This window comes from Shewanella sediminis HAW-EB3 (assembly GCF_000018025.1).
GTDB lineage: Bacteria > Pseudomonadota > Gammaproteobacteria > Enterobacterales > Shewanellaceae > Shewanella > Shewanella sediminis.
In genome coordinates this window covers 154573-176689 of the sequence record NC_009831.1, presented here as the reverse complement: position 1 = coordinate 176689, position 22117 = coordinate 154573, and the positions used below count along the sequence as shown (strand labels likewise).

The 22117-nt window shown below is 45.9% G+C and carries 17 protein-coding genes; 10 read left to right on the top strand and 7 right to left on the bottom strand.

What is annotated here, in order from left to right; all coding sequences use genetic code 11:
* Positions 1–210 precede the first annotated feature (210 nt).
* On the top strand, positions 211–888 hold the full coding sequence (locus SSED_RS00800; protein WP_012004293.1) for a glutathione S-transferase: 678 nt from the start codon (positions 211–213) through the stop codon (positions 886–888).
* A gap of 136 nt (positions 889–1024) precedes the next feature.
* Here the strand turns inward: SSED_RS00800 and SSED_RS00795 are convergent, their stop codons facing one another.
* Together SSED_RS00795 and SSED_RS00790 are read right to left on the bottom strand one after the other, a co-directional pair.
* A complete protein-coding gene (locus SSED_RS00795; RefSeq protein ID WP_012004292.1) occupies positions 1025–4177 on the bottom strand; it encodes an efflux RND transporter permease subunit in 3153 nt (1050 codons plus the stop codon).
* Between the two features lie 9 nt (positions 4178–4186).
* Positions 4187–5344: an efflux RND transporter periplasmic adaptor subunit gene (locus SSED_RS00790; RefSeq protein ID WP_012004291.1), complete on the bottom strand. Its 1158-nt coding sequence runs from the start codon at positions 5342–5344 to the stop codon at positions 4187–4189.
* 456 nt (positions 5345–5800) lie between these two features.
* Here SSED_RS00790 and SSED_RS00785 point away from each other — a divergent pair, with 456 nt between their 5' ends.
* Positions 5801–6538, top strand: a complete 738-nt coding sequence (locus tag SSED_RS00785; RefSeq protein WP_041421898.1) for a TorF family putative porin — start codon at positions 5801–5803, stop codon at positions 6536–6538.
* Between the two features lie 270 nt (positions 6539–6808).
* Here SSED_RS00785 and SSED_RS00780 read toward each other — a convergent pair whose 3' ends face one another.
* Positions 6809–7498: a DNA-3-methyladenine glycosylase I gene (locus SSED_RS00780; RefSeq protein ID WP_012004289.1), complete on the bottom strand. Its 690-nt coding sequence runs from the start codon at positions 7496–7498 to the stop codon at positions 6809–6811.
* 220 nt (positions 7499–7718) lie between these two features.
* Here SSED_RS00780 and SSED_RS00775 point away from each other — a divergent pair, with 220 nt between their 5' ends.
* Complete coding sequence (locus tag SSED_RS00775) at positions 7719–8618, top strand: LysR family transcriptional regulator (RefSeq protein ID WP_041421897.1); 900 nt, start codon at positions 7719–7721, stop codon at positions 8616–8618.
* A gap of 173 nt (positions 8619–8791) precedes the next feature.
* Positions 8792–9442 (top strand): glutathione S-transferase family protein, encoded by a 651-nt coding sequence (locus SSED_RS00770; RefSeq protein ID WP_012004287.1) that lies wholly within the window; start codon positions 8792–8794, stop codon positions 9440–9442.
* Positions 9443–9496: 54 nt separating this feature from the next.
* Here the strand turns inward: SSED_RS00770 and SSED_RS00765 are convergent, their stop codons facing one another.
* Complete coding sequence (locus SSED_RS00765; RefSeq protein ID WP_012004286.1) at positions 9497–10027, bottom strand: thioesterase family protein; 531 nt, start codon at positions 10025–10027, stop codon at positions 9497–9499.
* 317 nt (positions 10028–10344) lie between these two features.
* Here SSED_RS00765 and SSED_RS00760 point away from each other — a divergent pair, with 317 nt between their 5' ends.
* Positions 10345–10764, top strand: a complete 420-nt coding sequence (locus tag SSED_RS00760) for a hypothetical protein (RefSeq protein WP_012004285.1) — start codon at positions 10345–10347, stop codon at positions 10762–10764.
* A 141-nt stretch (positions 10765–10905) separates the two neighbouring features.
* On the opposite strand, the gene prlC is transcribed toward SSED_RS00760, so the two are convergent.
* Complete coding sequence (gene prlC / locus SSED_RS00755) at positions 10906–12945, bottom strand: oligopeptidase A (protein WP_012004284.1); 2040 nt, start codon at positions 12943–12945, stop codon at positions 10906–10908.
* 303 nt (positions 12946–13248) lie between these two features.
* Between prlC and SSED_RS00750 the strand changes: the two genes are divergently transcribed.
* The 4 genes from SSED_RS00750 to SSED_RS00735 all read left to right on the top strand — a co-directional run bounded on the left by SSED_RS00750 (position 13249) and on the right by SSED_RS00735 (position 17319).
* Positions 13249–14025 carry a hypothetical protein gene (locus SSED_RS00750; protein WP_012004283.1) on the top strand — a complete coding sequence of 259 codons (777 nt, stop codon included), beginning with the start codon at positions 13249–13251 and terminating at the stop codon, positions 14023–14025.
* Positions 14026–14144: 119 nt separating this feature from the next.
* Positions 14145–14666 (top strand): hypothetical protein, encoded by a 522-nt coding sequence (locus SSED_RS00745; protein WP_012004282.1) that lies wholly within the window; start codon positions 14145–14147, stop codon positions 14664–14666.
* 178 nt (positions 14667–14844) lie between these two features.
* Entirely contained in the window at positions 14845–16200 is a 1356-nt protein-coding gene (gorA, locus tag SSED_RS00740) for a glutathione-disulfide reductase (protein ID WP_012004281.1), read from the top strand.
* Positions 16201–16374: 174 nt separating this feature from the next.
* Entirely contained in the window at positions 16375–17319 is a 945-nt protein-coding gene (locus tag SSED_RS00735) for a YeiH family protein (protein WP_012004280.1), read from the top strand.
* 317 nt (positions 17320–17636) lie between these two features.
* Here SSED_RS00735 and SSED_RS24745 read toward each other — a convergent pair whose 3' ends face one another.
* Together SSED_RS24745 and SSED_RS00730 are read right to left on the bottom strand one after the other, a co-directional pair.
* A complete protein-coding gene (locus tag SSED_RS24745) occupies positions 17637–17786 on the bottom strand; it encodes a hypothetical protein (protein WP_190273180.1) in 150 nt (49 codons plus the stop codon).
* A 107-nt stretch (positions 17787–17893) separates the two neighbouring features.
* A complete protein-coding gene (locus tag SSED_RS00730; protein WP_012004279.1) occupies positions 17894–18574 on the bottom strand; it encodes a DJ-1/PfpI family protein in 681 nt (226 codons plus the stop codon).
* 326 nt (positions 18575–18900) lie between these two features.
* On the opposite strand from SSED_RS00730, the gene SSED_RS00725 reads away from it, so the two are divergent.
* Complete coding sequence (locus tag SSED_RS00725; RefSeq protein WP_012004278.1) at positions 18901–22095, top strand: ATP-binding protein; 3195 nt, start codon at positions 18901–18903, stop codon at positions 22093–22095.
* Positions 22096–22117: the final 22 nt, after the last annotated feature.

Sequence of the window (22117 nt, the reverse complement as noted above, 5' to 3'; positions counted from 1 at the left end):
CTAAAAAAATGGTGCAATAAAAACGAGTAAACCACCATAAATTAATGATTTAAGCGTTATTGCAGATGATAAAGTCACTCTAAGGTTATCACGGCTGAAACACAAGTTAGCCTAAGCTGGCCATCTACTCACTTACGATTAAGCTCAGCTTAGTTGGCCTGCTATATATAAGATATATTTCGAGAGTAAAATGGAGTTAATGTTATCGCTATGAACAAGCCCTCAGCTCTACCTGTGCTTTACTCTTTGCGAAATTGTCCCTACGCCATACGCGCTAGAATGGCTATTTATGTTTCAGGCCAAGCTGTGCAGCTGCGCGATATAGTATTAAGTGATAAGCCTGCTCATATGCTCCAGGTCTCACCCAAAGGTACTGTTCCGGTTTTAGTGCTGCAAAATGACAAGGTGCTGGAGCAGAGCTTAGAGATAATGATGTGGGCTTTTGGCCAAAGTGACCCTAACAACTACTTAATGAGCGACAGTCCGAATACACGAGCCGAAATGCTTAGTTTAGTCGACCTTTTTGATACCGAGTTTAAGTTACGGCTTGAGAAGTATCGCAGCGCAAAACGTTATCATGACGAAAGTGTATTGGAACATAGGTTAGCTTGTGAGCAATATTTGAAAATGTTGGAGCTGAAGCTATCTCAACACACATATTTGATGTCAGATAGCCCAAGCTTAGCGGATTTAGCGATATTGCCATTTATTCGACAGTTGGCCCGAGTTGAGCGTCAGTGGTACTTACAGTCACCCTATCCCAATATTAGAAAATGGCTCAACGATTACTTACAAAGCCGGATGTTCAGTAAAGTAATGTCTAAATATCCGATGTGGTTAACAGAAAAATCTTTGATAGTTTTTTCTGCTGATAAGCCATTAAGTTAACACCCTATACCAATCGGTATTAATCGAAGAATGCATGTCGGAGGTGAAATAAATAGTCTTCAGGAGACCTTAAAAAAAGCCTAACAAAAAGCCCGGCAATCGCCGGGCTTTGAAAATTTAAGAAAACACGCGAGTGCTATTCTGCTGCTGGTGTTTCCGCCTTAGTCTCGAGCTTTGCCCCTTTCTTCTCACGTTTGCTGAAGATACGTTCAACAATCACGAAGAAGATTGGGATAAAGAAGATCCCCATAAAGGTCGAGCTCATCATGCCGCCCAATACCGCAGTACCGATAGCATTTTGACTTCCTGAACCTACACCGCTACTAATCGCTAGCGGTACAACACCAAGACCAAATGCAAGCGATGTCATCAAGATTGGACGCAAACGAACGCGGACTGCGTGCAGCGTTGCTTCAACCAATCCCGCACCTTTCTCGTAGTATTCTTTGGCGAACTCTACAATCAAGATGGCGTTCTTCGTCGCGAGACCTACCGTAGTCAATAGACCTACCTGGAAGAATACGTCGTTAGGTAGACCACGACCATTCATCGCAATCAACGCACCGATAATACCCAACGGCACAACTAAAATAACCGAGAATGGTACAGACCAACTCTCATACAGCGCTGCCAGTACCAGGAATACCACCACAATAGACAGTGCATATAGCATTGGCGCCTGATTACCGGATAGACGCTCCTCATATGAGAGACCGTTCCACTCGACACCAAATCCAGGTGGCAACTGCTTAACCATATCTTCGATGATGTTCATCGCTTCACCGGTACTGAAACCTGGCGCTACGCCACCTTGGATATTCATCGCGGGTAGTCCGTTGAAACGCTCCAGACGCGGTGAACCATATTCCCACGAGCCTGTAGCAAAGGCAGAGAATGGCACCATATCTCCCTTAGTGTTTCGAACATACCAGGAGTCGATATCTTCAGGCTGCATGCGGTAATCCGCCTCTCCTTGGACGTAGACCTTCTTCACTCGACCACGGTCGATAAAGTCGTTGACGTAATTACCGCCCCAAGCCGTACCCAGCACGCTGTTCACCGCATCGATATCGACACTCAAGGCTCTGAGTTTGCCGTGATCGATATGGATCTGATACATGGGCGCATCTTCCTGACCATTTGGACGTACGCCCACAAGGTTAGGGTTTTGTGCAGCCATGCCTAACAACATATTTCGTGCTTCGACCAGTTTATCGTGTCCTTGGCCGTTCCTGTCCTGCAGATAGAAATCAAAACCGTTAGCGGTGCCCAGTTCGATAACCGCCGGCGGTACAAAGGCAAACACGAAGGCTTCTTTCATCTGCATAAACATGCCCATGGCACGCCCAGCGACCGATTGTACATCTTGGCCTGGATCGGTTCGCTCGGACCAATCTTTCAAGCCTACGAAGGCAATACCCATGTTTTGACCGTTACCGGCGAAACTAAAGCCCGATACGCTAAATACTGATTTAACGTTATCGCCTTCCTGTTCCAGGTAGAAGTCCGACACATCTGACAGGACTTTCTTCGTCTCTTCCTGAGTCGAGTTCACCGGCAAGATAGCCTGAGTAAACAAGATCCCCTGATCTTCATCGGGCAGGAAGGCAGTTGGCATACGCATGAAGATCCAACCCACTGCGACCGTAATAGCCAGATAAACCATCATGGTGCGACCTGCACGCTTGATCATGGCAGCAACACTTGCCTCATAACGTGAGGTCAATGCATCAAACTTACGGTTAAACCAACCGAAGAAGCCGGTATCTACCGCGTGGTGCCCCTTAGCAATGGGCTTGAGCATGGTGGCACACAAGGCTGGAGTCAGGATGATCGCAACCATCACAGATAGCGCCATCGCCGACACAATCGTTATCGAAAACTGCCTGTAGATCACACCTGTCGACCCCGACATAAATGCCATAGGGACGAATACCGCTGAAAGCGTCAGGCCGATACCCACAAGAGCCCCGGTGATCTGATCCATCGATTTCTTTGTGGCCTCGATGGGACTGAGTCCCTCTTCGGACATCACTCGCTCGACGTTCTCTACGACAACGATGGCATCATCGACCAACAGGCCAATGGCCAGTACCATGGCAAACATGGTTAAGGTATTAATCGAGAAGCCGGCAGCCGACAAGATCGCAAACGTACCTAAGAGTACAACCGGCACCGCAATCGTTGGAATAAGCGTTGCGCGGAAGTTCTGCAGGAACAGATACATGATCAAGAAAACCAAGACCACAGCTTCGAGCAGGGTATGCACAACCCCTTCGATCGATTTCTCAACAAATGGCGTCGTATCGTAGGGATAAACCACCTCTAACCCTTGCGGGAAGAATGGCTGCAATTCGGCAATCTTGGCGCGAACCCCTTCGGCCGTAGCAAGTGCGTTAGCACCTGTCGCCAACTGAATACCGATGCCCGCAGCAGGCTTACCATTATAGTAAGACTCTACATCATAGTTCTCAGCACCTAACTCGACACGCGCAACATCTTCGAGGAACACTTTGGCACCGGTCGAATCAGCCTTGATGATGATCTTCTTAAACTGTTCGGCCGTCTGCAGACGACTCTGTGCCGATACCGTTGCGTTCAGCTGCTGGCCGGAAACCGACGGCGCCCCACCTAGTTGTCCAGCAGAAACCTGCGCATTTTGCTCCCTGATAGAAGCGATAATATCTTGACTGGTCAAGTTGTATTGAGTCAGTTTCAGTGGGTCGAGCCAGATACGCATCGCATACTGGGCACCGAACAACTGAATCGTCCCCACACCAGGTACACGACTCATCGGGTCTTGAACGTTAGAGCCCACATAGTCAGCGATATCATTCTTATCCAGTGAGCCATCCTGAGATACGAAGCCCACAACCATCAGGAAGCCAGCACTCGACTTAGCGACGTTAACACCCTGAGCCTGAACTTCTTGCGGAAGCAGTGGCATTGCAAGCTGAAGCTTGTTTTGCACCTGTACCTGAGCAATATCCGGATCGGCCTCGGCATTAAAGGTTAAAGTGATGGTCGCGTTACCGAAACTATCACTGGTTGATGAGATGTAGCGAAGGTGGTCAATCCCTGTCATTCGCTGCTCGATAACCTGAGTTACCGAATCTTCCATCGTTTTAGCCGATGCTCCCGGATACACAGCCCTAATCTCAACCGATGGCGGTGCGATACTCGGATATTGCGACACTGGTAGACCCAGGATAGATAACACCCCAGCCAGCATCACAATAATGGCGATCACCCAGGCGAAGATAGGGCGATCGATAAAGAAACGTGCCATAGTTCTACCCTACTTCTGTTGTTGTGCTTGTGATTTCTTATCCGCCACTAACGGTCCAGCTTTTACGGCGGCGCCAGGGCGAATTTTTTGCAGACCTTCAACAATCAGTTGATCACCTACAGTTAAACCATCAGTAATACGCCACTGGTGATCGATCACTTCAGCGGTCGTGACGACTCGCGCAGCCACCTTACCTTCAGCATCGATAATCATGGCAACGGCTTCACCTTTGGTATTACGCGTGATAGCTCTTTGGGGTACTAAAATCGCTTCTGGATCGGTACCGGTATTGAGCACTGCACGCACATACATGCCAGGCATTAACACGCCATCAGGGTTAGGAAACTCAGCCCGCAAAATAACGGAACCCGTGTCCTCATTCACACTCACTTCAGCGAACTGCAACACACCATCGTGCTTGTATGTTGTACCGTCTTCCAAAATGAGCTGCACACCCGCGTTATCAGCCGCCTTGAGTTGGCCCTGTTTTAACTTAGATTTCAGACGTAACATTTGCGCACTCGATTGCGCAATCTCGATATTAATGGGATCGAGTTGCTGAATGGTCGCTAATGTTTGAGTTTGATTTGCAGTAACTAGTGCACCGGCTGTCACTGAAGACTTGCCCACACGCCCGGCAATAGGTGCACGAACTTCGGTGTACTCAAGATTAATCTTTGCAGTATTGATCGCCGCTTCAGCAACTGTAACTCTTGCTAATGCTGCTTTGTAAGCGGCATCGGCTTCATCATAGTCTTGCTCGCTTATAGAGTTAAGCTTGACCAATTTTTCAAAACGTAATGCTTTTGCTTTCGCGGAGACTAAGTTGGCTTTTGCGCTTTGAAGATCCGCTTTAGCACTGATCAGTGCTGCAGTGTATGTCGATGAATCGATCTGATATAAGGATTGACCTTTTTCAACATCTCTCCCTTCTACAAAGCCGCGAGTCATAATGATACCGCTGACTTGAGGACGAACTTCCGCTTCCAAATAAGCTTTACTACGACCAGGCAACTCAACCAAAATTGATTGAGGCTGCGCCTCTACTTTTATAACACCTACTTCCATAGGCCCACGTTCCTGTGGCCCTTGTTCAGGTTTTTGTCCACAAGCTGTTATCCATAACGCCACACTTAAAACAGAGGCAATTTTCACTATTTGCCGCATGAGAACTCCTAATAAAGCTACCTATCAAACATAACAATCGTAGCAGCAGGAAATTCTGCGGCTTCATTTATTGACAGCATAATTTTTGTGTAAGATTTGAACCTGTCTTTATCTCATAACTGGCCCATCTCAACAAGGAGTACAGGGCTATAATTTTGTAAACGAATGCAAATATTTACCATTAATCAGCGCGTTATGTTAAAGGTAAGTTAAATTCAATATCCTTACCCCATCCTTGTTGCCTGCTTGTTTTCTTACAATTGCCGAGCCAGCCTCAAACTTCCCAATACATTCACAGCTTAACCCCAAGCCAGCCGATGATCCGCTCATTCATAATTGTTCATATTATGACGTTATTGATTCACGCCATACCCCATCGCCATTCATAAGTTAACCCTATAGTAACAACTGTGTTAACAAATAATTCAATATGAGATGAGAACCATGACTATCCAGATGAAACTACAGCACAAGATACTTTTAGGCGGGCTACTACTCTCCGCAGCTTCATTTGCACAAGCCGAAAATGAAGGTGAAGTTCTCGGTGGAACAATCAGTGGAAACCTGACCTTTGCTTCCGATTATGTGTTCCGTGGCGAGTCAGAAACCATGGATGGTGATGTTCCTGTAGTTCAAGGTACACTTGGTTGGGGCAATGATGATGGTTGGTATGGCGGCGTTTTTGCGTCAAATATCAAATTTGCCGATCCCAACCTTGAGATAGTTACCGCGCCTTATATCGGTAAAGCCGGTGAGTTTGGCGACAGCGGTATCACTTATGATGTCATGGTGTTTTCATATCTTTATCCGGGTGCCTCATACTCTAACTACACCGAACTCTGGATGAAGGTCGGTAAGCAGTTCGGTCAGGCCAATATTCAACTCGAAGTGACTCCCACGATCGACGACTGGTTTGGTGTCGATGGCTGGCAAGGCGTTAACTACTCAATTCACCCAAGCTATGCATTCAAAAACGGACTGAAAGTATCGGGTTCCGTCGGTTATCAAGATCTTGATGGAGACAATGCGGAAGGATGGGGGCACTGGAACTTAGGTGTCAGCAAGGCATTTTACGGCCTGAACTTTGACCTCAGATATCATGGCAGTACCGTCGATGAGACCCACAAGGTCTACGGTACACAGACAGAAATTTTTGATGACCGGGTAGTTATCGGCATCAACAAGAGCTTTTAACTTTTAAGTTTTAAGTTTTAAGTTTTAAGTTTGGAAAATTGTTCCATCTAGTACACAGATCGATGTTTATCTCTATTTATTGCTCTATCTCAGCAATCTTTCGCCAGCCCACTCCAGGCTGGCGCTTTTTTTTATTCAAATAAATGTATGGCAGTCAGGATGTCTTGCTTAAAGCGCACAGGCATTCAAGCTGGATCCTGAAACCAGTTCAGGATGACGGCTAATAGTCATCTCTTAGCACTTACAGCTCCTGGCTTCTGATTTCTGGCTCTAAATTCTGTTATCTCCGACGCTGCAGGCTAAGATCCGACTGATATCGGCCAGACTGCGCCCCGACTCCTGCTGCCATTGATTAAACACAGCTTGGACCTGATTTAATCCACTCTTAGAGCTGAAACCAAAATCGACCAGGTTATGCGCCTTCAGGTAACCTTGCACATCACCCGTCAGCAGGAAGGTGTCTTTACCTATGGCGCGTAGAAAGTAGGGGCCGGTATTGCCGCCTAAGCGGGTGCCACGCCGCTTTAACACGGACCAAAGACCCGTGATCTCCTCACTCGGCCAATTAGCAATATATTCGGCCAGACTGCCGCGCTCCTTAGCAATATCATGTGTCATCATGGCATTGTCATAAATGGCCATAGTCTTCTTCATATGCCGAATGAGATTAGGATCAGTCGCTCTTTGATGCAACTGCTCCGGTGATAACATCAAAATCTTATGAGCTTCAAAATTGAAGAAGGCTGCTTCATACGCCGGCCACTTATTCTCGACGATGCGCCACACGAAACCACTCTGGAAGACTTTCTTACTCATCTCTGACAGCAGTTCGGCGTCTCGATACTGACCAATCTCATCTGCGGATAAGCTTACTGACAACAGGCTCTCCAGCTCTGAACTTCCACCTTTACGATCGCTGGCTCTTTGATAAATTGAGGAAAAAGATTCTAATTGACTCATAATTAAATTAGCTTTCAAACGAAGTAGAGAGTTACATAGTATGAAACCAGTAAGATAAAGCAATCCTCTGGCTAAATGTCATTCAGGCTATTTACTGGACAAAGCCCACCTTCACACCTAGATTTAATGCACACCTATTTATATTACACAATCAGCAGCAATCAATCCTTTTTGGTAACCGATATTAATCAATCAACATCAACAAGCGTGGATTATGCTTATGGACGCGGCTCAACTCTATCGAATGCTTGTCTTTGCCAATGTTGTCGAACAAGGTTCGCTCACCGCGGCAGCCAACGAATTGGGCATCAGCCGTTCTATGGTCAGTCAACACCTGAAAAAGCTTGAGCTAAGGTGTGCAACACAACTAATACACCGTACGACACGAAAAATGGCATTAACTGAAGACGGTCAAAGCTTTTATCACTACTGCGCCGAACTGCTGCAACTTGCCAAACAAGCCGAAAATTCAACAAAACCTCAGGATAGAGAGCTACAGGGCAGCATTAAAATTTCAGCCCCCGTTTGTCTTGGGGAACAAAATCTCATTCAACACATTGGCGATTTTAATAAACGCTATCCCAAGATTCGAATCACGCTACGACTCGAAGATAGAAGGCTTAACCTGCTGGAAAATAACATCGATATCGCGATACAGACAGAGCAGGCTACAGAGTTCACCTCTATCAGACTCGGTCAGTTCGATGAATACCTGATTGCGAGTCCGGAATATGTTGAACAACATGGTTCACCGCTCCATCCGGACATGCTGGCAAAACACCAATGGATTATGCAGTCATCTAACTACCTTCCTAAGAGTTGTCTGCTGCAAAACAGCTTCGGAGACAAGTTCAAGATTAAGATCAATCCATTTATCAGTTGTAACAGCAACCATGGCATCGTCAAACTTGCTAAGCAGGGATTAGGAATAGCGATACTCCCCAGCTATTTAGTACAGGCTCAGATAGAGAGTGGTAAATTCGTTCATATCCTTCCCGACTATCACCTCAGAGAAGGAGTGATATATGCAGTTCATCCGTTTGACGATGTTACGCCACCGAGAGTCAGGGCATTCCTCAACTTCATAGAAAAACGTCTGATCCCTGACAACCAAAGGTAACCCGCACCCAACATATCTTATGCCGCCGGATACACTTTGAATTCAGGCGGCATAAAGGGTTCTGGCAGTAAGAACGAACGGGTTTACCTGATTAACGACTATAATTGAGGGTATACCCAGACTAAAGTTATCTAACTCTAACTTTTCATTACACCTGTCGAGAGAAGTTGCTGATGGAACTGTTTTACCACCCACTTTCCCGTTATTCACAGAAAGTACTGATTGCGCTCTATGAAAAACAAGCCAATTTTTATCCACGGGTTATTGAGTTATCGGATCCACTATCCAGACGAGAGTTTTGTGATTTCTATCCACCGGGAAAGCTCCCCCTGCTTAAGAGTAAGAGTGGTGAGCTGATTCCTGAGTCCAGCATAATTATCGAATTTATCGATAGTGAGTTTTCTACCGGGACACGACTCTTTCCTATCGATAGAAGGATTGCACTCGATACTAGATTACAAGATCGCTTAATCGACAATGATTTCAGTAATGTACTCTTCGAACTGGAACATCAAAAACTAGAGGATGGCGATCAAAACCATATAATGATTAAGCAACTTGAGAATGATATCAGTCAGTTTCTTGGTTATCTGGACAAAAAGTTAGAGAAAAATCACTGGTTATGCTCAGACGGCTTAACTTTGGCTGATTGTGCCCTGTTTCCCTGTCTGCATTGTGCTCAGGACTATTTTAAACTCTTTCAATATGACAATCTGAATCGATACTGGCATCAGGCTCAGCTCAGAGGGTCATATCTACAGGTCAAAGAGGAGGTTGAGTTGGCCGCGGGTGACGTACTATCTGGCCGTAGACCCATTCCTTAGGAGAAGATCCTAGATCCCAGGACCTAGGTCTTAATACCTCGAACCTCGAACCTTCTAAATATTGCGCTCTTTCTTTAGTTGCAGAAAGGCTTTCCATTTAACCACTTCCGGTGGCAACTCGGGTCTGGGCCCCTCGAAGTTAACCTCTTTCACCATAGTATCTATCGGCACCTGCTTACCCTTACAAACAAAGACGCCTCGCACGTGTACGATACAATGCAGGATATTGTCACTGACAAAGCGCTGTTCAATATAGAAGTACTTGTCATCCCAGCCAACCAGCTTGGATTCGATCTCAAACTTAGTAAGGGGCTTGATATCCCGAATATAGGTAAACTCTGCCGCATTGACGATAGGCAACCACTTCAGCTTAATGAAACGCTTAAGGAGTCCCATCTCGGCCAACATATATGTACGAGCCAAGTCCATAAGTGCCGGATAACGAGAATTAGTTACATGGCAGTTAATATCACAGTCCAGAGGCAGTGCACGATAACTAATACGGCTGGTACCAAGAAAATCGATAGAGTTACAGTGGCGAACTCGCCAGATGAATAGCCAAAACAGTCTGAAATAGAGGTTCATTAACGTTAGTCCCTAAGAATGAACGCGAAAGGCTAACAGAGGTCATACCAGATAACAAGTTTCACTCAAATAAGGGGATTATCCTCGAATCCCTACTCTTATCCACTGCAACTTGGGCTTTATTGATAGCATTCCGTTTCATATACATATCATGACAAACTGTGACTTGATCTAATCAGGGCTGTCTTAGTAGAATCCGCAAAATAAGCAGAGCCCCGGGAATAAGCATAGAAGCCGATAGAGCTGGACTAGATTCAGAAAAACGACTTCCGCAAGGTTACCAACAATTTTATCTTTATTTAAATCAGGTATTTTTTGTGAAATCTATATTTTCAATTTTTGTATTATTCATCTCATTATCGACGCTGACCGCATGCGCTACTTCCCGTCCGACATCGATAACGGTTGACGATTCGGATAGGCTTGTTGAGATAAAAGTTTCCGGAAATTTTCTCGAAGATGAGTTGAGATTTAAGAGCGCTAAATATGATATTCGCATTCAAAATTTAGGCGATAACCTGTTCCATATAGATGCTAAAGTCATATCTAAGAGAATCGATCACCTGACCGGGGATGAACTGATAGCCAGCAACCAGATAGTCACCCAAGTCAAAGCAGAGCCTGAAGAGAAGGTAACTATTGGTGGCCTGGATTCTTGGTCGGAGTCGATTCAGGAGGATGGAAGTGTCATAGAGACTCGAGCGGAAAAACGATATGTCCTGCAAATAATGAATTAAGCGAAGACGGTACAAAAATGCCAATTGGCAGAACCAATTGGCATAATTTTTACTAGGTCAGCATGGCAAGCTAACCCGCAGACTATTTACCGAAGTAGTAATATCTACAGAGACTAATCATCTGAAACTAATCATTTATTCTCAGCCATTAATGCCTGAGTGACGAAGTAGTGCATCGATACGAGGCTCACGACCACGGAAACGCTTAAACAGCTCCATCGGCTCCTCACTTCCTCCCATCTCTAAAATGTTGTTCAGGAAGCTAAGACCTGTCTCGCTGTTAAATATGCCCTCCTCCTCGAAACGAGAAAATGCATCTGCAGACAAGACTTCAGCCCATTTATAACTGTAATAACCGGCAGCATATCCACCAGCAAAGATATGAGCGAAACTGTGCTGGAAACGGTTAAAGTCAGCCGCCGTGATCACAGCCACCTGGCTTCGCACTTCATCCAGCTTTGCCTGAATATTTGCACCTTTTTCAGGGCTATATTCTAAGTGCATTCTGAAATCGAAGAGTGAAAACTCCAACTGGCGTAACATTCCCATGCCGGATTGAAAATTCTTCGCCGCCAGCATCTTATCGAGCATAACCTTCGGCAAGGGCTCACCGGTTTCAAAGTGACCGGAGATCTCTGCCAACGCTTCCTCTTCGAAGCACCAGTTTTCCATAAATTGACTCGGCAGCTCGACGGCATCCCAAGGTACACCGTTAATCCCGGATACCCCGGCGACATCGATTTTGGTCAGCATATGGTGGATGCCATGACCAAACTCATGGAATAAGGTTGTCACCTCATCATGGGTAAACAGGGCGGGTTTACCATCGACAGGCGCATTAAAGTTACAGGTTAGATAAGCCACCGGATTTTGCATACCAGAGATGGTCTGTCTGCGTACGCGACAATCATCCATCCAGGCACCGCCGCGCTTGCCTTCACGGGCGTACAGATCAAAATAGAAACTACCTCTGTGCTCGCCTTCGCTATCTTCGATACTGAAGAAGCGTACATCTTTATGCCATGAGTCGAACTCTTTCTGTTCGGTGATCTTCAGGCCAAACAGGCGATTAACCGTATAGAAAAGCCCTGATAAAACCTTATCTTCCGGAAAGTAAGGGCGAAGCAGTTCTTGAGATATCTCATATCTATGATGCTTTAACTTTTCGGCGTAGAAACTAAGATCCCAAGGAGAAAGATCGGTTGCACCAAACTCCTTCCCGGCAAACTCGGTCAACTCGGCAAGTTCGGTTTTCCCCTGATCTTTAGAGCGAGAAGCCAGTTCATTAAGAAACTCCAACACCTGCTGCGGCGTCTGTGCCATCTTGGTCGCCAGTGATTTGTGGGCGTAGCTATCAAACCCTAATAGTAATGCCAGCTCATGACGCAATGCCACAATCTCATCCATCAAGGGGCCGTTATCATATTTGCCGGCAAATGGTCCCTGATCGGATGCCCGCGTCACAAACGCGCGATAGCACTCCTCTCTCAAGTTACGATTTTCGCTATAGGTCATCACCGGCAGATAAGAAGGGAAGTCTAAGGTAAATAACCAGCCCTCTTGCTCCTTGGCTGCCGCCATGGCTTTAGCCGCTGCAATAGCAGACTCCGGCAACCCTGCCAGCTCATCTTCATCGGTGATCAACTTGGTCCACGCCTGCGTCGCATCGAGGAGCTGATTCGAGAAGCCACTGGTCAACTCTGACATACGCTTGACAAGTTCGCCATACCTCAGCTTGTCGGCATCATTGAGTCCGATACCGGAAAGTTCGAAGTCACGTAAGCTATGTTCGATCACCATTTTCTGCGCTTGAGTCAGCTGTTCAAATTCATCTGAAGCCTTTATCGACTTATAGGCTTGGTAGAGAGGTTGATGCTGTCCCACGAAAGTGCCGTACTCAGAGAGTAGGGGCAGGCAGGCATCGTGGGCCTGGCGCCACTCTTCACTGCTTACGACTGAGTTCATGTGAGAGATGGGAGACCAGATCTTGCTCAGTTCATCATCGACCTCCTCGAGAGGAGCGATGAGGTTATTCCATGTGAAAGGCTGAGGCTGGGCCAGCACCTTCTCTATCTGACTACGGCAATTGGCAATACCCTGCTCAACGGCGTCTTGAATATGTTCAGGTTTGATCTTGGAAAAAGGGGGTAACACTGCGCTGGTAAGCAAAGGGTTGCTCATATTGATTCCTCAGCATAGAAATAATCTATGCTCTAGATAATGGTCTACAGATTAGATATGGGCTGATTGAGCAATATTCAAGAACTATCTGCAGCAAGTCATTCCATCTCTGCCCACCTATCAGTGCATACCTTAGAAGAAATTGATCTAGAACAATAAAACCACTTACGAATCATTTACATTCCAGCTATTGAGAATTACTTCTCAAATGGGAAGTGTTATCATTTACATTCTTGACATTAGTATTACTATCACTAATTAATTCATCAACGTCATCACAATTCGCCTGAAAAAGAGCCATATATGAACAATAAATTTAAGTTTTCACTACTGACCAGCCTGTTAATTACTGCATCGACGGTCTACGCAGACACAAGTGCAAACATAGATGACTCACATAGCAGGAATATACTTCCGGCAAATGAAGCGGTAGATACTAACTATCTGCTCGATCTGGGTTGGGATTCAAAATATGTCTCGGAAGGGCGAAATAATCTGGATAAAGGCGGGATATTCTGGGGCACAGCAGCCGTACAGCATGGTAACTTAAATGTCTATGCCACCCTTGGCCGCGCCGATGACCAGGACTATACCGAGTGGAACTTCGGTCTTGAGTACGCCATAGCCCTATCTGATACTCTTGAAGCAACAGTCGGGTACCAAAGACTGGAGTTTTACGGTGATGAACGTGCCAATGATAATGAGTTCTTCAGCTCCCTGACCTATAGCGGTATCAAATGGCTGACGCCATCGATTGCCTATACCTATGCGACAGAAGCGGGTGGCTATTTTGTCGAGGCCAGCCTACACAGCAGCTGGGAGTTACTCGAAAACTTCACCGTGACGCCCTATGTCACTCAGGCATTCGATTTTCAATATGCAACCGAAGATCATGATGGACCTAACCATTTCCAATTTGGGTTAGAGGCCGAGTACCTGGTAAATGATCAAATCGTTTTATCCGGTCATGTCAGTCACACCATAGCTCAGGAAGACATCAAAGCTGAAGCAAAGGCCGACGGTATCGAAGGCAGCTTAGATCAGACTTATGCTGGTGTTCATTTAACCTGGAATTTCTAAAGTAAAATCCTGAGCACTTTGTAAAAACAGAGATCCTCGACTAAATTTACCTAAACCAAAGACAGGGAGTGTCTTTGGCAAATAGCTTTTAATCGTTACACTTTCAAGAGGAACAGGGAATGTCACTCTTAACTCAATATACTTGGTTCATTAAACTTGCGACTGTCGCCAGCTTCTCCATTATCATCTCAGTAAGTACCGTTTCCTATAGCCGAGCCGACACCAAAGAGCCCCTGCCTTTAGGCGTAGTGCTGGATAGTGAAGGAAACCCCATCTCCCTCCCCTCCCGAAACCAAAGCGCTCTGGAATTTCACTCGCCTACCATCACAAAACCCCATCATAACCCTGGCGTAAATCCGGTTCCCAACAAAAGGACTAGCAAGAAAAAGGCTCGTTCGAAAAAACTCAGCCGCAAACAACAACTCACCAGCAGAGCACAGATTGCCAACGATCCAAGTTGCCGCTGGTTAAACAGTAGAATGAACAAATTAGAAGAGAGCCTCACATCTGTCGGCAATCGTTCGGCTAACAGTTATCATAAAAAAGAGTTAGCAGTCCGGAACAAGGAGTGGAAATGTATGAAGTGTGGCGCCGAAGGGCCGGAGCAAAAAGATTATGACAGGTGCCAATACCGCCGCTAAGAGCAGATAAGAATGAGATTGAAACAAGTTAATGCCACTTAAGGTTATTATACCCAAACGACCTCGAAATGTAGGATTCAGCATTTTGAAGTAGCTTGGGTATATCTGTACTGAGACATGGTTTCCCCCTACAATGCTTTTCATAGCAATTTTTGAACATACTCTTTGGAGATAATAGATGGCCCAACATTTTGACTATATCTGTCTTGGCGCAGGTAGTGGTGGTATTGCATCGGCAAACCGCGCAGCCATGCGTGGTGCTAAGGTACTGCTCATCGAAGCTAAGGCGCTTGGTGGCACTTGTGTCAATGTTGGCTGTGTGCCAAAGAAGGTTATGTGGTACGGCGCTCAGGTTGCCGAAGCCTTGCACTTATACGCTAAAGATTATGGTTTCGATGTCACGGTCAACAAGTTTGACTGGAACACCTTAGTTGCGAGTCGCGATGCCTATATTGAGAGGATCCATGGCTCATACGACCGTGGTCTTGAAAACAATAAAGTCACCTTAGTGCGTGGTTATGGTCGTTTCGTTAACGAGCGCACCATAGAGGTCGATGGACAAGAGTACACCGCCGATCATATCTTGATCGCAACGGGTGGCTCACCAAGCATTCCCAATATCCCCGGTGCCGAGCATGGCATCGACTCCGATGGTTTCTTCGAGTTGCGCGCGCAACCTAAACGTGTGGCTGTTATCGGTGCGGGCTATATTGCCGTCGAGCTCGCCGGGGTACTGCACTCTCTGGGTAGTGAGACCCATCTATTCGTTCGTAAACATGCCCCGCTGCGTAGTTTCGATCCAATGCTGAGTGAAGCACTGATGGAATCTATGGCCACCGATGGTCCAACGCTGCATACTCACAGCACACCCGAGTCGGTCATCAAAAATAGCGATGGTAGCCTTACCCTTAAGCTTGAAAACGGTGAGAGTTTCGAAGTTGATACCCTTATCTGGGCGATAGGCCGCAAACCCTCTACAGGCAATATCGGCCTGGAAAACACCCAAGTTAAGTTGAATGACAAAGGTTACGTGGTTGTCGATGAACAACAGAACACCACAAATCCTGGCATCTATTGTGTGGGAGATATTATCGAAGGAGGCGTAGAACTTACCCCTGTTGCCGTTAAAGCGGGTCGCCTACTCTCCGAACGTCTGTTCAACGGCATGACAGATGCGAAGATGGATTACACCCTTATTCCTACCGTGGTCTTCAGTCACCCGGCCATAGGAACCATGGGACTTTCTGAGCCGGAAGCCATAGCCCAATATGGTACAGATCAGGTTAAGTGCTACAACTCGGGCTTCACCTCTATGTACACCGCGGTCACGGCGCATCGTCAAGCATGTAAGATGAAGTTAGTCTGTGCCGGTCCCGATGAGAAAGTGGTGGGTATACACGGTATAGGCTTTGGCATGGATGAGATCCTCCAGGGCTTCGGTGTCGCAATGAAGATGGGCGCCACCAAGAAACAATTCGATTCCGTTGTCGCTATCCATCCGACGGGCGCCGAAGAGTTTGTTACCATGAGGTAATGCCTCATATCTCCTCTAAGCCTGGCTCGCGTTCAGGCTTAGAGGGCTGAATACTGAGTGATACTCACACTCACAAGAGTCAATTTTTTTTAACCTGAAACTAAAATAAATTGAATTTATTGAAAACATTGCTCTGGCTATAATCACCGGCTAACTCATTAGCAATAATTTTCGATGAAACTCGGCACCATATCTTTTCAGACAGTAAAGCGTCACCTTCCCTTTTTCTTAATTGCTGTCCTATGTTTACTTCCCGTGATTTCATCACCCATAGCCTTGGTATTGGGTTTCACTTTAGCCAGCTTGGGCCTGATCCCCGATGAGATCGATCTGGGCAAGAGCACTAAACGTCTCCTCTCTTACTCAATTATCGGCCTGGGATTCGGTATTCAGCTACAAACCGCCATATCGGCGAGTATGCAGAACCTACCTCTGATCCTCGGCTCTATCATCTTCACCTTGCTCTTAGGTTTTATACTGACAAAAGCACTCAAGTTCGACACCAAAACAGGACACCTGATCTCTGCAGGTACGGCTATCTGTGGGGGAAGTGCTATCGCCGCCGTCGCACCAGCAATCAACGCCAAGAGCGAACAGTCGGCCATCGCACTCGCCACCGTATTTATTTTAAACTCGGTGGCACTCTTTCTGTTTCCTGCCCTGGGTCATCTCTTTTCCATGAGCCAATATGACTTTGGCGTCTGGAGCGCTATCGCGATTCATGACACCTCTTCGGTGGTGGGAGCAGCGTCGGCTTACGGTGAAGAGGCATTGACTACGGCAACAACGATTAAATTGGCTCGTGCATTATGGATCATTCCGATAGCCCTACTCAGTGCCATGGCATTTGGTGGTGACAAGAAACGGATCACCATCCCTTATTTCATCGGTTTCTATTGTCTGGCAATTGCCATCGCTCACTACTTCCCTCAAGGACAGGCTGTCTATGAAGTACTGTTTGAATTATCAAAGCGCGTTCTGGTGCTTTGCCTGTTCCTGATAGGCGCGGGGATCACTGTGAGAAAAATGCGGGCGGCAGGCCCTAAGCCTCTGCTTTTAGGGGTTCTTTTATGGTTATCGATCGGAACGAGTTCGTTACTCTACATTCTCTATCTCTAAAATGATTAGCACGGGGAGCCTCTCTTCTGACATGCTAAAACTGTTTTAGCATGTCAGGCATTCATAACTCTTAAGCTTCAACCGTTTTGCTTATCGTGAGAGTATTTAAAGAGATAGGTATTATACCAATTGCATTAAGTACCTGACCATTCAGCGAGAATTCAAAGCTCTGTAGGCAAGTAGGATGATTGAAGCTAATAGTTATTCTCGGCAACAAGCTCCTGCGTTACTCTACCTTCTGCATCCATGCAGTCGTATATCGAAAGCATCCAGTGCAGCATAAAGGGCTTTGCCCCTTGTTTTAAACATCAGTCGCACTACGTGAGTCCCTCAGATTTCATTCCCAGGACAATCCAAAGCAAACAGGCAAAGGCTGCGAGGTCGATAAGCGCGCGAGTCAGTCCGCTGGTGAGTAGAGAGGCGGCAACAAAAACGGTACAACATAAGATAATTAACCACTGCTTCATTTTGCCTCCTCAATATAGTCAGAGATAAATCCAAAGAAGTGGTCATTATTTATCGAATAGAGAAGGGATCCAAAATATTCGTTTTTAATAACAAATAGCTAGATCAACTAAGAGACGGCGTAGGGGTCATTTTTCGCATCATGATTCCAATGATACTCGGTAAGCCTCTCGATTCTTCTCGCTTCAACTTCCCCCCTTAGCTGGCTGACATAAAAGAGTGCAGCATCAGTCCCTGCCGATACACCGGATGATGTCAGGAACTTACCATCGTCAACCCAACGAGCGCTCGGTTGCCAATTAACTTGCCCGGCCAATCCCGTCACCCACTGATAGGCCATCTTATTTGTTGTGGCATTAACACCATCTAAGATACCCGCTTTAGCCAACAGTGCGGACCCCGTACAGATAGAGAACACCTTACCCGATACACTGACCTGTTTTCTGAGCCAAGCCATCAGCTCTTCATCTTCGACGAGCTTACGGGTACCTAAGCCTCCGGGAACGATGAAAAGATCACAAGGAGTCACGCTATCCATCGAGATATCGGTCACCACTTTTGGCCCTTGATAACTTCTGATAATACTCTTATCCCCAACAAGCTTAATCTGGACATTTTTCATATGCCCTAACATCTCTACCGGGCCATGTAGATCCAGAGTTTCATAGTCATCGAATACTAAGGCTAGAATCTGCAAAGGTTTATCTTCAGTTGCAGCAAAAAGTTGCGGAGATACCATAGCGGTAGCCATGGCCAGAGTGCCTGCAGCTAAAAAATCACGACGTTTCATAACTTACTCATATTAATGGTACACATATAATTTATTAGTCCATCCGAGCTTAAGAAAATTCATTCTGTTTACCGCAAACGAATAGAAATGTGAACTAAGAAGAGATACCCAATAAAACGGGAGCTTGATAGAAAAACATCGATCTGGATTTGACTAAAATCATACCCATAGAAAAGCCGTATATCAAAGCTATTCAGCAGCCTAAACCGGCAGAAGGCATCATCAAAAACTGATACTTCGAATAGCTCTTAATAGAGTCCATTTTCTCCAAAATAACCCCTCTGTTCTACACTAAAGTGTATAAATTGAAAAATCGGTTTTTTATTATGCCCTTTCGGCTTTTAACTCAATGGCTTTCTCTCACATCTATCGGCAGTAAAGTTATCCTCTCTATGGCTGGGATCAGTCTTCTCGTGCTCATGCTATCGGCATCAAATTTCATCATGAATACACGAGTGAAAGAGGATACGACTGAGGTCAGTACACACGAGATCCCCAAAGCTATCGCAGCAATTAATATGCTAGACGAAATAGGAGATATGAATTCCAACATCCTGGAGTACGTATTGGGAGAAGTTGATGAGAGAGATGATTTCGACCAGAACCAAATAACGTTTTTACAATATCTTGCCACCTTAAAAAGTGCCCTTAAAGCACATGACCGCCGTATAGATGAGATCGAAGAGTTGTTTAACGACTTTCACACCTCCGCGAGAGCTAACGTGTTTAACCGTTATAACCCAAATAACGAAGCTTGGGCAAAGCAAAGAGTCGATGGACTTACTAACGTTACCGGCCATAAACTGGAAGTGCTATTAGATTCACTCAAGGAGAGTGAAATTAAAGATGTCGGATCACAACCCGATCTCAATGAGGTGATCCATGATGATCTACCCGGCGTGCGCTACTACTTAGAATTAGTCGATGAAGCCGGAGATATGACGGCGAATTTAACTGAGTATATTTCAGGCATATATGAAGCCAAAAACGCTTTCATTGAGAACGCTCAAGATTTTGAGGAGTATTTGACTAAACTACAACCCCTCGAGCAAAAACCCGAAGAGATCGCCCTCTTGGCCGAGGTAGAAGCCCTGTATAAAGTGCTTAGAGATGGCGGCTTTGAAGTGTTTCAACGCTATAACTCATCGAATAAGCTCGAAGCAATAACGGCTATCGATGAGCTGGAACATCAGACCTTCGCCCGATTAGAGCGTTTATTAGATGATGTATCCATAGATGCTGAGAGAAATACCAATCTGGAGCTATTGGGGTTGAGGCAAATGACCATCTCAAATCAATATGTTCTTATCGTCTCACTATTTCTGGTGCTGTCTCTTTGTATCAGTATTATCTATTTCTCCTACCGGATCATCACCCGTCCCATCACTAAACTCAGTAGCACGATGAAACAGCTTGCCGATGGCGATACCGAAGTCGATGTCGTCTATCGGGATCGACAAGATGAAGTCGGTAATATGGCCCAGGCGGTGGAAGTGTTTAAAACTAATATGATTGCCCGCAATGCCGCAGAACAAGAGCTCGTCATGGCAAAAGATAATGCAGAGGCGGCATCCAAGGCAAAAGCTAGCTTTCTTGCCACCATGTCACATGAGATCAGAACTCCGATGAACGGCATCATAGGAATGATAGATCTGCTGCTCACATCGAGTCTGAACCGAGATCAGCGCAGCATGACCAATACCATTCGCGACTCCTCTTTTTCACTGCTCAACATTATTAACGATATTCTGGACTTCTCTAAGATAGAGGCTGGGAAATTAGAACTTGAAAGTCTCAACTTTTCCATTAGCGAACTACTCGAAAGTGTCATCGACACAATAACGCCCAACGCCGATGAAAAAAGGGTAACTCTGGAACTCTATACAGACCCCAATATTCCTCATCATATCCAGGGTGATCCGGTGCGAATTAGACAGGTGTTATTTAACTTAGTTGGAAATGCGGTTAAGTTTTCAGCCGTTCAGGATAGCAGAGGAGAGGTTCGTATTACTCTCAAAAAAAAGGAATTGAGCAATCAACTCGTCTTCTTAACTATTGAGATCCAAGATAACGGCATAGGCATTGAAGCCAAACAACTGGAGAGACTTTTCCAGCCATTCACTCAGGCCGAATCATCTACAACAAGGCAATTCGGCGGTACGGGACTGGGGCTCGCCATTTGCCAGAACCTGGTTAACTTGATGGGGGGTAAAATTGATGTCTCCAGCACTGTGGGTAAAGGCTCTATTTTCAAGGTAAACCTATCGTTTCCATATATAGAGCGGCCATCACCATTAACTCATGATTATCCAAAAGTTATAGTCATCGATGATATTCATTCCGAACCGCTATCGGTAAGAGTTAAGGAGTACCTAAGTTCAAGAGAGGTCAACCTTGTCTCTATGCCTTATATGAACACCTCTGATCACCTCAGAGATAATGTAGAAACTTGGGCACAAGTCGTCATAGCCACCGATCAGCTAGAACAATCCCGGCAACAAGTGGAGCAGAACCTTACCGATGCAGAGCGTAAGAACATACGCTTTCTCGTACTAAAACCAACATCCAGGGGGGATGGAATAATTGATGATAATACCTTCTCGATTGCCGCATCACCTCTAAAGATAAGCACTCTCTTCTATGGTCTACATGTTGCCCTGGGTAGAGAGAGTCCGTTAGACTCCTCCGCTCATGAAGCCGATACTCTATCACATACTCCTCTGTCGATTACCGATGCCGAGAAAGCGGGACGCTTAATCCTCGTCGCCGAAGACAATCAGACTAATCAAGAGGTGATTAAGCGCCAGCTGAGCAAACTCGGTTACTCCTGTATCGTGGCTGACGATGGAGTTCATGCTGAGGAGCTTTACCCGACCTACAAATTCGCTATGGTATTAACCGATTGTCATATGCCCAGAAGAGATGGTTACGAGCTGACCAGAGTCCTCCGAAGTATGCAAAAGAAGAGTGGCATCAAGGTGCCGATTATCGCGATCACAGCCAATGCCCTGGTGGGCGAATCTGAGAAGTGCATCGCAGCAGGAATGGATGATTACCTCTCTAAACCTGTAGAACTGGTCAAACTCAACAAGATGCTAAAAAAATGGCTATCCTCATCTTTCAAAAACAGCAATGATGCAGATAAAGAACAGACTGACACTGAAAGACGCTACTTAGACCAAGGTGTCATTAGCTTAGTCTTTGCCGATGACAGGGAAGACTATATCGCCGCATTGTCAGATTTTATGGAGATCATCCTGCCACAGATGAAGTCTATGGTTAAGGAGCGCAATTTTAATATTAGCGCTATCGGAGAATTAGCCCATAAACTCAAATCGTCCGCTAAAACGATCGGCTTACTCTCAATAGGCGATCACTGTGAAACTATCGAAGCCATCGCTAAAGAGCCTGATAATCAACAGGCCAGAGTGAGCATCACCGAACGACTCGACTCGATAGAAGATCTGCTACCCCAGATAGAGAAAGAGATCACAGACGTGATCTCCAGCGCCTGTCGCTAGCCTTATACGGCTGGAAACTAGA

What these genes read in the sequence shown, in the direction of transcription:
- SSED_RS00790 (WP_012004291.1), bottom strand. Translation starts at nt 5,344, where the DNA reads ATGCGGCAAATAGTGAAAATTGCCTCTGTTTTAAGTGTGGCGTTATGG.
- SSED_RS00735 (WP_012004280.1), top strand. Translation starts at nt 16,375, where the DNA reads ATGAAACTCGGCACCATATCTTTTCAGACAGTAAAGCGTCACCTTCCC.
- SSED_RS00795 (WP_012004292.1), bottom strand. Translation starts at nt 4,177, where the DNA reads ATGGCACGTTTCTTTATCGATCGCCCTATCTTCGCCTGGGTGATCGCC.
- SSED_RS24745 (WP_190273180.1), bottom strand. Translation starts at nt 17,786, where the DNA reads ATGAAGCAGTGGTTAATTATCTTATGTTGTACCGTTTTTGTTGCCGCC.
- SSED_RS00730 (WP_012004279.1), bottom strand. Translation starts at nt 18,574, where the DNA reads ATGAAACGTCGTGATTTTTTAGCTGCAGGCACTCTGGCCATGGCTACC.
- SSED_RS00800 (WP_012004293.1), top strand. Translation starts at nt 211, where the DNA reads ATGAACAAGCCCTCAGCTCTACCTGTGCTTTACTCTTTGCGAAATTGT.
- SSED_RS00775 (WP_041421897.1), top strand. Translation starts at nt 7,719, where the DNA reads ATGGACGCGGCTCAACTCTATCGAATGCTTGTCTTTGCCAATGTTGTC.
- SSED_RS00770 (WP_012004287.1), top strand. Translation starts at nt 8,792, where the DNA reads ATGGAACTGTTTTACCACCCACTTTCCCGTTATTCACAGAAAGTACTG.
- SSED_RS00725 (WP_012004278.1), top strand. Translation starts at nt 18,901, where the DNA reads ATGCCCTTTCGGCTTTTAACTCAATGGCTTTCTCTCACATCTATCGGC.
- SSED_RS00785 (WP_041421898.1), top strand. Translation starts at nt 5,801, where the DNA reads ATGAAACTACAGCACAAGATACTTTTAGGCGGGCTACTACTCTCCGCA.
- SSED_RS00745 (WP_012004282.1), top strand. Translation starts at nt 14,145, where the DNA reads ATGTCACTCTTAACTCAATATACTTGGTTCATTAAACTTGCGACTGTC.
- SSED_RS00780 (WP_012004289.1), bottom strand. Translation starts at nt 7,498, where the DNA reads ATGAGTCAATTAGAATCTTTTTCCTCAATTTATCAAAGAGCCAGCGAT.
- prlC (WP_012004284.1), bottom strand. Translation starts at nt 12,945, where the DNA reads ATGAGCAACCCTTTGCTTACCAGCGCAGTGTTACCCCCTTTTTCCAAG.
- gorA (WP_012004281.1), top strand. Translation starts at nt 14,845, where the DNA reads ATGGCCCAACATTTTGACTATATCTGTCTTGGCGCAGGTAGTGGTGGT.
- SSED_RS00765 (WP_012004286.1), bottom strand. Translation starts at nt 10,027, where the DNA reads ATGAACCTCTATTTCAGACTGTTTTGGCTATTCATCTGGCGAGTTCGC.
- SSED_RS00750 (WP_012004283.1), top strand. Translation starts at nt 13,249, where the DNA reads ATGAACAATAAATTTAAGTTTTCACTACTGACCAGCCTGTTAATTACT.